Origin of the sequence: Bacillus sp. HMF5848 (assembly GCF_003944835.1) — a bacterium.
In the GTDB taxonomy this organism is placed as follows: Bacteria; Bacillota; Bacilli; order Bacillales; family HMF5848; genus HMF5848.
Genome location: NZ_RWIV01000001.1, coordinates 837,313 through 850,462, shown reverse-complemented (window position 1 = coordinate 850,462; position 13,150 = coordinate 837,313). Strand labels below are relative to the sequence as shown.

Here is a 13,150-nt window from a genome sequence, read left to right as displayed (position 1 = left end):
AAGCTACTCCTTTATATTTGCAGATATTTGTATTTGCCCTGCGCCTGATGTACCAATCATAGTTGCGAAAAGTACTGAGCATACCATGAGAAGTGGACAAAGCAGATACGCTGAAAACGGATTGACATCAAACTTAAACGATGATGCTCCGAACGAAGAGATAGCCACGCCCGCAATCACCTCTCCTAAAGTGTTTGCTAGAAGTGTGCCAAGAACAATTCCAATAACTAGAACGAAAACTGAACGCGAAGTATACTGCACCTTAATATCTGCGTTTGTAAAACCGAGCGCTTTCATGACCGCAATAGAATATTTGTCCTTTGTAACTAGCATTTTCATGAACAACAGTGTAACTAGCATCGCAATAAATAATGCAACGGCTATAGAGGCAAAGGAGGCCATTTTAATAGAGTTCATTGTTGATCCAAATGTCTGTTTAATATATTCATCAATGTCGGACACCTTTGCAAAAGTAAACCTGTCAGCATATTCTGTAACCTTTTTGACGACAAGAGATTTATCCGAAAGCTCTACGGAAATAACACTCCACATAACGTCCGCTGAATTATCAGTAAAAACAGCTTTTGCTGTTTTGCCACCGTTTGTAACGTCGGAATATATTCCACTTACTATGAAATCTTGCTCCTGTTCCTCAATCACCAACGTTATGAGATTTCCCACCTTTTTGCCTAACTCATTAGCGTTTATAACAGAGAGAGCAATCTCATTATCTGCTGTGGGTGCTCGGCCCACGGAGTATTTAACAGGGAATATTGAATGATTGCCAAGTTCAATTTTTATATTTCCTTCTGATCCTTCATCCTTCTTTACTTTGAATGTCTTTGTTGTAAGTAGAGCATATTTTGAAACAACACTATCGCTATCTATCGTCTTTAAAATGTCAGCAGCCTTATAAGCAATGTTATCTGTTTGCTGAATATCAATGCGTATATCAGAGTTTCCTATCCCCATATACGTGATAAAGCTTTTTGCGGATATAGTGTTGTACAGGTTTTGCGGAACAATAATGATGAACACCGAAAGTACAAGCACCGTAAGCATTGTTGCATAAAGTCTTTTCCTAGCGAGAACATCTTTGATACCAAGGAAAATATTCGTGTTCATTAGTTTATTTCCGCTCAGGCGAAGTTGCTTTCCTCCTGTGAATTTTTCCTGTGAAGCACCAAAGCGGATTGCTTCCGCCGCGGATATTTTACGAAATCGTCTCAGTACTGCACTAACATAAGCAAGAATAGCAAGAAAAATTAGCAGTACACCGATAATTCCAAAAAGTGAAGCAAAAGAGGCATTTTCGCTTGCCCCCATATAAAGACGAATATTTTCAAGTAGCATACCTCTGAACACAAACGAAAGCGCAAAACCGAGAATACTGCCTACCGCTGCAACCACCGCATATTTTGCAAGGTAAATCTTCTTTATGTCGGAAACACGCAATCCGATTGCTTTCATAACACCAATTTGGCGGTAGTCATCCTCAATTTTTGCAAGCAGCGTAAAGCGGATACACATAAATGCGATTGCTACGACAAGGATACTGATAAGAAGGATAACTGCAATCATCATACCGTCAGAAATGGCGTTAATTGTTTTAAAAAGTGGATATGTAATTGTCGGACCGTTTGCTTCAAGTCCTGCGGAAGTATAAGCGGCTTCAAATGCGCCAAGCGCTGAATCATCCTTTAATCGAAACTCAATCAAATACTCTATACTCCCGATGCCTCTTATCTCCGCGTAATCATTATCACTAATAAGAAATCTCTTAGATGAAGAGAGAGTCGAATTCATCTGCGAGTCGCGCAGAAATCCCGACACAGTAAATTCCTTTCCGCCAATTACAGCCTTATCACCTACATTTGCAGTGTTGTCCCTCATGTATGCTATTGGAACATAAAGCTCACCGTCATTTACATGTATGATGTTTCCGTTAAGATCAAGAAGGTAATCAAATTTCTCACTCTGCATGGAGAAACCGTTGTCCTGAATATTATCTGCAAGTGAACGCCCATCAAATATAATCTGCGCACCGTCAACGTTTAAAAATTCAAGCACCTGAAATTCATTTACATTGCTGTTCTGTTCCGCAAAAGCTGCAAGCCGCGAAGTATCAAGTTCACCAGAATGCATTTGCATAAAATGCGGAGTTTTCGCCTGCGTCATAAGCGTGTCTATTGCGCCTGAAAGATTTACAATAAGGATTGCTGCGAGAGATACAAGCATAGCTGCGGCAGCGACAAATATCATAGTTGTCAGCGTTATAACTTTGCTCTTCATAATGTCGTTACGAATTATTCTATAATACATAAGTCACCTCTAACTTCCACGCTTTTTAACTGTCTTACGTTATACAAAATACAAAATTCACAACATTCATAGGTTGGCTATACACCTTCTTCGAAATGGCAGATCTCATTAAGCTGCAACTGTATGTGTCACTTACCTATCACACATAGTCTGTAACCACATCGCCATTAAGCTGCAAAACTTTCCCTGATTTTAGCATAACGCAGTTTCCCATAATATAGGAATCTATAATTTGACAAATTATAGTTTTTTAGAGGGGAGATGTTTATTTCATAGTTGCGGTTTCCATTTGACTGCAATCAAGGATTAATGCACTCAGGACATAAGAATCAATAAACATATCCACATCACATCAATCTGTCCATATCCCAAAGCTTCGCAGAAATAATTATTTAGCTGAAATGGAACTTAATTCAATTGGTAGTAAGAACATGCTAAATATTTGATTTTCATTAAAACCGGCAGTATCATATACCTATAACGGTATGCACTTGTGAAATATATAAGTAAGGCGAATGTACTTACATGAAAGCAAACACAAATTAAGGGAGGAACGAAAAAATGAATTATGCAGATTTATTAATCACTTTAACTTCTCACGAAAACGATGCAAACAATGTAACAATTGCTTTTACAATGGGGGTAAAGGCGTTAGAAAAAGGGCATAGTGTCGAAATACTATTACTATCAAATGGAGTTTTTTTAGCAGAAAAGGGGTATGGAGATAAAATTGACATCGGTGCTCCCTTCAAGCCAATAAAAGAAATCTTACCTGTGTATTTAGAGAATGGGGGCAAATTAAAAGTTTGTTCATCATGCATGGAGCATAATGATGTACGTAAGGACAATATTATTGCTGGAGCAGAAGTTATTTCTGCAGAGTATGTTATTGATGCCTTAATGAATTCTAAGAAAAGCTTACAGTTGAATTAATGTACAAAAATAATCAAGTCAGTATATTAGGTTTGTCTTCATCCTAGCCTCAAGCACCTTTTAGTCATTTGATTCAAACAAAGTTAAACGTTGACCGTAACTTTCAATACTTTTGGATTCAGCATCTTTATCGTAAGAGACATAATCACAGTCACGTTTTTTCTATATGAAAATCTAGCAAACTCACCCTACTTTGTTCGCTCAATTAATTATAAGTGCGGGTGCCCGTTTCAGCATACTGGTTATGAATATTCATTTGATATAAAGAAATGAGTCCAGTTTTGGACTCATTTCTTTTGATATGTGATATTTTGGCTGTAATAATATGTGTCACAATGCTCCAAATAAGTAACCGTATTAAGAAGCCACACTTTGCTTAATTGCTGTAGGCTCCGCTTCACTTGCTTTACTGCTAGCATGCTGATAAGCGCAATACACAAGGAAGACTGCGACTAACAAGTAAGCCATTGAATACTGTGGCGCAGCATTAATTGCTAATTTTGGTGCATGCATAAGTCCTACGAAAGATAAAGAAGCACCTACTACTGAAAAAATACTTGCCTTCACAAATTGTTTATCAATAATAAACACCGTAATAGCACCTAAAACAATAGCAGTAAACATAGCTCCTTGGCCTAGCGGGACAATCCCTTCTGAGATATTCGCAACAGTATCACCCGCTGCTTTATTAAATCTTGTCATTACATAGTTCGCAAAATATGGCAGCATGGCAATAGCAACAGCTGGGAAATACTTCGCTTCATTGGATTGGTAAGCTGTACCAACCATCGAAATCCCTACAAATACTAAGATTGGCGCAACAGCAGCAATCGGGATAATAGCAGCTAAGGCAGCAACAATGCCTGTCATCGCTGCTAGACCGAACACAATCGCATTTAGAATACTATACCCGCGACCTGCCCCCATTGATTTTGAACCAACAGTCGCAATATATACAGTAGTTGGGAATAATCCACCAAAGACAGCTCCAAGCATTGTACCTACACCGTCTACAGCCTGACACTCACGTACATCATACGAATCACCAGCTGCAGCCATAGCATCTACATTGTTCATCGTTTCAATAGCATTGTATAACGTAATTGGTAAAATAACGGCAAGTAATCCAACTAATGCTGTAAATAAATAGCTCATCCCCTCAAAAGCAGCTAAGCTCGGTAACATCGGATAAAAACCTACATTGGCAAGTCCTTCTGCAATTTTATCGGTAGATTGGTAGCCTAAGGTGAAAGCTAATACCGTACCAATGACAATGGCAAATAATGACGTAGGAATTTTAAACGGCATTGCCATTTTACCGACTACGCCAACAATAATAATAACAAGTGTCACAAGACCAACAACAGGAATAGAAAATGTATTAAATAACATCTCTCCAGCAATAAAAGTAAGTGCTACACCTGCAAGCGCTCCAAGCATGGCAGGCCTAGGAATTTGATTACGAATCCAGTTTCCTGTAATGCTTACTAACACCTCAACCAATCCACTTAAAAAGGCAGCAGCTACAGCTATTTTCCAAGCAAGTTCAGGATCATTCGTCAGTGCCTTCGCTGGTGCTAGAACGCCAAACAAAAATACAAACATAACAGGGGTACTTATACCATAAGACAATGCAGTGACATCCGTTCTTCCTTCTTTTTGTGCAAGACGATTAGCCATATAAGCATAATATAAATTTCCCACCATTACTGCTACGGCAGCACCTGGAATTACTTTCCCAAATACTATGCTACCAGGGAAGCCCATTCCTAGCATCGTAACAGCAATAATGACAAAATTGGCTAAGTTGTTTTGAAACAATGCAAAGAAAGCATCTGTATCTTCTTTTTTATACCAAGGATAGCAAACTGTATTTTTCATCTTATATTCTCCTATATATTATTATTTTGTTATTACTTCTTCTTGTAAAAACTTGATTTGTGAATTTTGCAAAGACTTTATACGAGCTAATGATTCCACTCTATATCCTTCTTCTTCAAGCTTTGCTCGTCCACATTGAAAGGACTTTTCAATCACAATTCCAAACCCAACAACTGTGGCACCAGCCTGTTTTACAATGTCAGCTAAGCCTAGTGCAGCCTGCCCATTTGCAAGAAAATCATCTATGATTAATACATGATCATCCGGTGATAAAAAGTTTTTCGAAACCGTGATTTCATTCGTTTCTTGTTTTGTAAAAGAATACACACTACTTATATAAACATCATTTGTCATCGTGAGTGACTTTTTCTTCCTAGCAAAAACAAGTGGTACGTTTAATTCATTTGCTGCCATAAAACTTGGTGCTATCCCAGAGGATTCGATCGTTAAAACTCTCGTAATTTTACAATCTTGAAATCTTCTAACAAACTCCTTACCAATATTAATCATGAGATTTGTATCAACTTGATGATTTAAAAATTGATCAACCTTTAGTACACCATCTGTTAAAACAGATCCTCTTTCCTCAATTGCTTTCTGTAATTGCTCCATGATGATGGTACCTCCTTAAGCTAGTTTTAAGAGCTAAACTCTTGTTAAACACAAAAAAGCCGAATGCACAGAATCACTTTAGACTAAAGTGATTCCATACATTCGACTTACGTTTTCTTAAAAATAAGTACGAAAATACAACGGAATTGCCAAGCAGTAAAAACACTTGGAGATTCCGATCACTTGTAGTCAAGTCATTTACGGTAACTTGGTAGAAACTTGTGGGCCATATCCCCACGATTATACAAGGAAAACTATTAAATTATTCGTGCATGAATGTGATTATATATTAAATCACTTAAAAACGAAACCCTAATTTCCTAAAAAACGAATAAATTACTTCAGAAAAAGAATTTAATTCGCTTTTTGTTATTTTTTGAAAGAAAATTTAAAATACTCTTATTGTTATATTTATCTATTAGCGCTTAAATCTTCCATTCCGTGATTCTTTCTCTTTACCGCTCTGCGGTACAGGCATTACATGTAGCATAGCCCACCAAGAATATTCGAAATACTACTAGCAGGGGTACAATTGAGTTTTAAGGCAACAAAATAAGACCGTTCCCCCTGCTTATCAATTCGATTATCCAGCAGAACTGACGTAAATGACATAACTTGCGATGAAATAAATCACAACAATCTTTACCGAAGGCACAATATAAGTCAACCTACTTAAGGATTGCTTTCTTATCAATGCATACAAACATACCCCAACAAGTACGATCGAAGCTAGAACAGTATAAAGATGCGTACCACTAGAATGGAACAAGATAGCCCCATCTCTATACATAATATCTGTAAAAGCAAAAATCAATAGGTTAAATAAATTACTTCCTAAGATCCCACCGATAGCAAGTTTATAGTTTCTAAGCTTAATAGCAATCGATACCGACACAGCTTCAGGTAAAGATGTACTAGCTGCTACAAGAAAAGACCCAACAAAAGTGCTTCCTAAACCGGTTAAAACAGCTATCTTATCAGCCGTTATTGTTAAAGCTGTTCCAAATATCATTACGAAGATAGAAACAATAATAAATCCTGCAATTGCCGTCTTCAATGGGATGTCTTTCTTTTTAATTGCAGCATCATTGGTAGCTGTGTTTTCGACAATAGATACAGATGAAGGTGAATATTTAGATATAAGCTTCATGCCTATAAAATAAGAGACAATTAAGGCGATTGTGTCTAATCCGACACCGAATATGTTGTAAGGTATTCTTAACAAAATTGAAAGTGCAATCAGTGTAGAAAGAAACAAAATCAATACGGCTGAATACGTATTATCTCGACTTGAATAATTAAATAACTGATGTTTTCTAAAGAAAATGTCAATACAGGCCAGAATTAAAATATTGTAAAAGTTAGACCCTAAAACATTACCTACGGCAAGGTTCGGGTTAGAAATGACGATAGATGTAACGCTTGTTGTAATTTCAGGAAGGCTTGTAGCCCCTCCAAGCAACAACGCGATAAGTATACCACTTACTTTTGCCTTTTCCTCAATCGTATCTGCATATACAGATAACTTTACAGCAAGAAAAATAATGGCAATCGCGGCTATACCAAAAATCAAATATACCAATGGTACACAGCTCCTTTTCTATTGATAATAATCAAGCGGATTTGAACTAAGGCCTTGGCACCGTAGTCAATAGTGAGGTTTTCACCTTGAAACAAAAGAAAAAACCTTTGTCAGTAATTGGCAAAGGTTTTTAAACACAAAAAGACCTTTACCATTTAGCGTAAAGGTCTTGCTAACAACATAAGTTGCCAACAAAGCCGAGAGATAAACTCTGAAATGACGACTTTGCTGTAAAAGCTACTCCCCTTTAGGAGTTCATATTATTCAATTTACTAATAAATTATATAACCACTTTCATGATATAGCCATATCAAAATGCTGTCAATTAATTTGTTCAATAAAAAGTTCTTACCTCCCGATGCACCGCACTAGGAGAAGAGACAGAGCCTCCAGCAATAAAGAGTCGTTATCAAAAGCTCCTACATTAATATTCATGGTCTTTCTCGTGGTGTTTTATTCATGATAAAGTATCCGATTATGAGTACTAATATTACCAACGCATAAAGTAATGTATCCATGGGATTATCGTAATCAACAATGATTAACCTCACCATGGCCGTAATACCTATGTACATAAAATAGCGCAGAGGGAAATGATAATCCTCTTTAAAATACTTAACAATCATGGCAATAAACTCAAAGTATAAAAAGAAAACAAGAATTCTCGCCAAAAATTCCTTGTAATCGTTGGTGCCTTCAGATAGTAAAACAATAGCGAAAGCAAACAATTCCTTTAACAATAATAAGCAAAGGATTGCCGCTAAAATAATAAGAGAAACGTTTAAAATTATCTGAAATATTTTTGGAGCTGTTTTCACTATAGATCCCATTTTGCTTTTCATAATTTACCCCCTCTTTTTTGACGGGTGTCAAGAGCGGTTGTGTCCTTATCAAAAGAGATAACTTCCTGTCAACTCATTTTCTTTCAATATTCATTCAACTTTTGACACTACCGATACATTAAGAAAGTCCACATAAGACAATTTAGGCATATTGTATGAAAAATAACGAATTATTAGTGGAGGAAGTGATGGCTGTGCCGACTAGCTAGCGATACACCGCTAGGATACGTATTAATGTGCTAACATGTAACAGCTAAGTGGTACCACTAATAACATTGGCTCTATGAGTTAACATATCATACCTCTGCTAGCTTTATCTACTTTGTGGAACTTAGAGATTTATAAATTTCTAGCAAATACTTATGATAATACGTAATAGATAGTGACAATTTAACAACGCCTACTATAGATGAGTATGCCCATTTATCGAAATCTGTACAATTTTGACACTTTGTTTAGATGCCTGGCACTAAAAAATTTTAGCGAATGTGAAAGCCTTGATACGCCTGCGTTCAAAATTTGTCGATAATTTTAGGTGCCAAGCACCTGCAATCACTCGGAAGCGTGAATGAGACACATCAATGATCTTGTATATAAATCATCCGAATTTTTATATAATTGTAATAAACAGGTTGGCAAGAATAACAAGAAGTAATACTTATGAAAAAGACAAAGCACAAAATGAAGCTACCGTAAATCACATTAAAAATTTAGTACCTAAATAATATCGACAAGGGGGACGCAATGAGAGTACTTTTTGATAATGAGGTGTTAAAGTCTTATGTTAAAAGTAAACCTAACCTAGTTTTAACTATAGGCACATATAAAGATGGCAAGCATGAAATCTCTAAGATTGGGAGTGCTTTTTCAAACTTTGAACCCGAATATACGATATATGAAATTGGTTCAATCACAAAGGTATTTACCAGCTCTCTATTAGCAAAAGCAATAGACGAAAATAAAATACACCTTGATGACTCCATAACAGAATACGTACCATCTTTATCCGACAATAAATATTTAATGAAAGACCCTATCACGATTCGTCACTTAACAACCCATACATCTGGATTACCTTCATTGCCTTTAAAGTTTACGTTCCAATTGCTCTTTTCAAAAAAAATAAGAACAAATCCTTATTTATATTTTACGGACGACGATTTGTTGGATTTTATCAAGAAATATAGATTCCCTATTGAACGAAGAAGCTTTCAGTATTCAAACTTAGGTGTGGGATTACTAGGGTATATTCTATCAAGCCTATATGATGATGATTATGAAACAGTTGTACAAAATGAAATTTGCAAACCTTTACATTTGGAGAACACAGCCATTCACTTATCAACAGAGCAGTATAAGCAACTAATCCCATGCTTCAACAATAGAAATAAAAAGGTGGGAAACTGGGACTTTAAATCACTCCACGGGGCAGGAGCTCTAAAATCAACAGCAAAAGATCTCTTAATATTTTTAGCTTGCCATATTGGTGAAAGCCGAGATACTTTAAACAATATCTTCTCCTTAACTCATGAAATTCAATATAAAGAAAAAAGTGATTTAAACGTAGGGATGAATTGGATAGTTAATCAAAAGAAAGATATTTTTTGGCACAATGGCGGAACAGCTGGTTATTCAAGCTTCGTGGGCTTCAGCAAACAAAAACAAACTGGAATGGTAATTTTATCAAACTATGAAACAAGTTTTTCAAAAAAAGAATCACTTGATACTGTTGGGTTCGAGCTATTAGACCGACTTTGTGCAAAGTAGTTCAGCCTTCGGAATATTTAAAGAGAATATAGCTCCCTGCTATACTCTCTTTAAAAAAGGTTTGTACGTGAGTTTTACTATTTTTTGATTATGCCCTCGGTATACTTCCACTCAAAATATGGCTCTTCTTTTTTGCTACCTCCATGCCACTTCAACCCCTTATACGTAAAACCTAATTTCCTCAAAACATTTTCCGATCCTTGATTATTAGGGTCGATAAAAGCAACTATCTTATCAGACCTTAAATGTTCAATAGCGTATTGAAGACATGCCTTTGCTGCCTCCGTAGCATACCCCTTTCCCCAGTAATCTTTTGCAAAATGATACATGAGTTCCATATATTCATGATCGTAAGGAGGATTAAACCCACATACACCAATAAAGTTGCCATTTTCCTTTAAAATGACCGCATAAGGTGAATATTCTCTTTCATTTTGAAGATTAATATAGAACGCAAGAGCCCGTTCCTCCCTTTCTCTAGTACCTGCTCCGCCGCAGTATTTCATAACTTCTTCATCTCCCCAGAAGTTCATGAGGGCATCAATATCCTCTACCTCCAATGTTCTTAATAACAACCTCATCGTTTCAGCAATAATCACTTTCATTCCTCCTATGTCTATTCCAAACTACTTTCAACTATTTTTTTGCGACAATGCATAGTGTACTAGAGTCTTTAAAACAAGACTTACCTGTTGCGTCGGCATATATATCACACATCTGAAAACCACTTCGTTCTACCTCTGCGATTATAGTTTCTTTTGTAAAGCCCTTAAACCAATTCCTGAATATAGATACTTGTCCTTCCTTATCAATTAATACATTTTGATCCAATCTAACATCACCTTCATAAACAAAATGAGATTCGAAGCGAATATGCTTCTCTCGCATCCAAAAATCATTTCCTTCACTTATGTGCCATGTATGATTTTCTGTTTTGCCTTCAAACTCTTTTGCGGTAAAAACATCAAAAATAAACACACCTCCCGGCTTTAAAGAGTTATATACTTTTTGCAATAAACTCTCTCTTTGGACATCTGATAAAACCGCAAAGTCACAGTAGATTAATAGTACTGCTTCAAATTCTTCATGAAAGTCCATCTTTAAATAATCTGTGTAGATGTAGTTTATATCTTGGTTGTTTTGGACTGCTTTTTGGTTTGCGTATTGAATAGACCTCTTGGAAAAATCAATACCAGTAATATTGTACCCTCTTTTATACAACCTTTCAGTGTATAAACCAGGGCCACAGCCTAAATCGAGGAAATTTTTATAAGTCGATAATGGTATGATCTCGGCTATCCAGTCTACTGATTTGTCGATAAAGTCATGACTCCTACTAGCTGCTTCCCAAGTAGGATGCAAATGCGCTTCTAGCATCCCCTTTGAAATATGCTCATCATTCCAAAATTCACATGTGCTTTTTGCATAAAGCGTAGGTTTTTCTAAATATTTAATTAAGTCCTTTATCATGATAATTTGACTCCTTCTCTTTTAAATTAGATAACTTCCAAATTTTGGTATCATTAACCTTGAAACCCTATTGTTACGAATATAAACCCTTTAGTTTAAGCGATAGCTATATCTTTTATTCCATGTCATATTATCACCTAAAATATTAGTTAACTGGAAACGGGCCACATAGTAAGAATCAACCCTAGAATTTTGCCTTTTTGACACTGGCTTTCCAGATATCTTAAAAAATCCATTTCGTTATAACTGGTTAAATTAACCTGTAACTCACACATCATAAACTCCCATCTTTTAATATTTAATAATGATATGACATGAGTTCTTATAAGGGAAATAAAAAAAGAGCTGTAGACTTTAGTCTACGGCTCTCCTAAAAAGACTTTACTTTGCCTAGAGATAAAAAGACTAAAATCAAAATTGAAACTTAGGTATAACAAATAACCGTTATGAAATAACAGTTTTGTCACCTATTTAATTCAATTCAAATGTTAGCTTTCATCTCCATGCTTCACTTATGTTATTTGATTAGTTAACATCAAGCGTTACCGGATAGCATGCCACCCTTCGCAGTCATATCATTATAGCTAAATTGTACATCAACTGGATAATGCTGTTAACAACGATTTTTCCAAGAAAATGAAATATATATGACTAAATACAGACAGCTGTCCTCACTACGACAAATACAGAAGTGCTTTGTTCAAGCCTCCCTTTCATTTCCTTTAAAGCTTTAGGCTTTCAATTACAGAATGATTGTCAAGATTCAAAATTATAATTTTTCCATTTTCATATAAGGCGATTGATTTTGCACCATCTTTAGGGATAGTCGTACTTCCAGGATTAAGTACAATAACCCCATCTTTTTCTTTAAGTACTTTAACATGTGTATGACCGGATACAACAACACGACAACCCAATTTTTTTGCTTCTTGTATTCGCTCACCTTCCGTTTCTTCATATCCATGCACAAGATAAAATTTAATGTTGTCGAAGGTAACTACCCTTGATTTATTAGAAAGATCGTGTTCTAAAACTGTCTCATCAACATCCGCATCACAATTTCCGCGAACATAGACAATATCTGTTCGATCCTTAAGAATTTCGATTATTTTTTTAGGGTTATAGGTTTCTGGAATATCATTTCTTGGGCCATGATAAAGAACATCTCCTAAATGACAGATTTGCTCAGAACCTCCAAGAAGATTTAATGCTTGAACTAAATCTTCATATCCTCCATGCGTATCACTTATAAATCCTAATTTCATATAATCATTCCTTTCCAAGATGGCTCGCCTGTCCCCCGCTAGGATATAACAGCAAAGTGCTAGCAACGGGATGACTCAATCATAATCCCTAACTTCACTTTAAGTATTAACTTTCTAATATAATTGTTTTTTAAAACGCTAAAAGGTGCCCTTCCCCGGTACAATAAGACTTTACCACACTGCGGAAAAGCATACAAAAGTAACTTTATGAAGGATCCAAGTTCCTGCTAGGATTAAGTAGTACAGTGCTAGCAGAGACATTTCACATACACTTCGCCAGTTCATAATATTTACAAGTAAATAGAAACAAGTAGTACTTTGACGCATAAAAAGTATCCGCTAACAAAGATTTAGTATAATTGAACTCAACTATTTACTACACTTGGCACCAAGTTATCGACATATTTATATGTCATACAAAATAAAATGCTATGTCTTTATTTTTTCTTTCCCTCCGATTACAGCCTCTAGTCATA

The 13,150-nt window shown here is 35.9% G+C and carries 10 protein-coding genes and 1 riboswitch; of the genes, 2 read left to right on the top strand and 8 right to left on the bottom strand.

Translation table 11 applies throughout. The annotated features are described in order from the left end of the window. Positions 1–3: 3 nt before the first annotated feature. On the bottom strand, positions 4–2,322 hold the full coding sequence (locus tag EJF36_RS04095; protein ID WP_125905122.1) for an ABC transporter permease: 2,319 nt from the start codon (positions 2,320–2,322) through the stop codon (positions 4–6). 561 nt (positions 2,323–2,883) lie between these two features. Here EJF36_RS04095 and EJF36_RS04090 point away from each other — a divergent pair. Continuing rightward, positions 2,884–3,255 carry a DsrE family protein gene (locus tag EJF36_RS04090; RefSeq protein ID WP_125905121.1) on the top strand — a complete coding sequence of 124 codons (372 nt, stop codon included), beginning with the start codon at positions 2,884–2,886 and terminating at the stop codon, positions 3,253–3,255. Positions 3,256–3,612: 357 nt separating this feature from the next. On the opposite strand, the gene EJF36_RS04085 is transcribed toward EJF36_RS04090, so the two are convergent. The 4 genes from EJF36_RS04085 to psiE all read right to left on the bottom strand — a co-directional run bounded on the left by EJF36_RS04085 (position 3,613) and on the right by psiE (position 8,172). After that, entirely contained in the window at positions 3,613–5,136 is a 1,524-nt protein-coding gene (locus tag EJF36_RS04085) for an NCS2 family permease (protein WP_125905120.1), read from the bottom strand. 21 nt (positions 5,137–5,157) lie between these two features. After that, positions 5,158–5,748 carry a xanthine phosphoribosyltransferase gene (locus EJF36_RS04080; RefSeq protein WP_125905119.1) on the bottom strand — a complete coding sequence of 197 codons (591 nt, stop codon included), beginning with the start codon at positions 5,746–5,748 and terminating at the stop codon, positions 5,158–5,160. A gap of 166 nt (positions 5,749–5,914) precedes the next feature. After that, positions 5,915–6,016: riboswitch (purine riboswitch) on the bottom strand. Positions 6,017–6,331: 315 nt separating this feature from the next. Then, positions 6,332–7,330 (bottom strand): sodium:calcium antiporter, encoded by a 999-nt coding sequence (locus EJF36_RS04075; protein ID WP_125905118.1) that lies wholly within the window; start codon positions 7,328–7,330, stop codon positions 6,332–6,334. Positions 7,331–7,761: 431 nt separating this feature from the next. Further along, a complete protein-coding gene (psiE, locus tag EJF36_RS04070) occupies positions 7,762–8,172 on the bottom strand; it encodes a phosphate-starvation-inducible protein PsiE (protein ID WP_125905117.1) in 411 nt (136 codons plus the stop codon). A 744-nt stretch (positions 8,173–8,916) separates the two neighbouring features. Between psiE and EJF36_RS04065 the strand changes: the two genes are divergently transcribed. Then, positions 8,917–9,939, top strand: coding sequence for a serine hydrolase domain-containing protein (locus EJF36_RS04065; protein ID WP_125905116.1), 1,023 nt, complete (start codon positions 8,917–8,919; stop codon positions 9,937–9,939). Positions 9,940–10,016: 77 nt separating this feature from the next. On the opposite strand, the gene EJF36_RS04060 is transcribed toward EJF36_RS04065, so the two are convergent. From EJF36_RS04060 to yfcE, 3 genes are all read right to left on the bottom strand, one after another. Then, positions 10,017–10,538 (bottom strand): GNAT family N-acetyltransferase, encoded by a 522-nt coding sequence (locus tag EJF36_RS04060; RefSeq protein ID WP_260471823.1) that lies wholly within the window; start codon positions 10,536–10,538, stop codon positions 10,017–10,019. A gap of 37 nt (positions 10,539–10,575) precedes the next feature. Continuing rightward, positions 10,576–11,409 carry a class I SAM-dependent methyltransferase gene (locus EJF36_RS04055; RefSeq protein ID WP_125905114.1) on the bottom strand — a complete coding sequence of 278 codons (834 nt, stop codon included), beginning with the start codon at positions 11,407–11,409 and terminating at the stop codon, positions 10,576–10,578. Between the two features lie 722 nt (positions 11,410–12,131). Next, entirely contained in the window at positions 12,132–12,674 is a 543-nt protein-coding gene (gene yfcE, locus EJF36_RS04050; RefSeq protein ID WP_125905113.1) for a phosphodiesterase, read from the bottom strand. Positions 12,675–13,150: the final 476 nt, after the last annotated feature.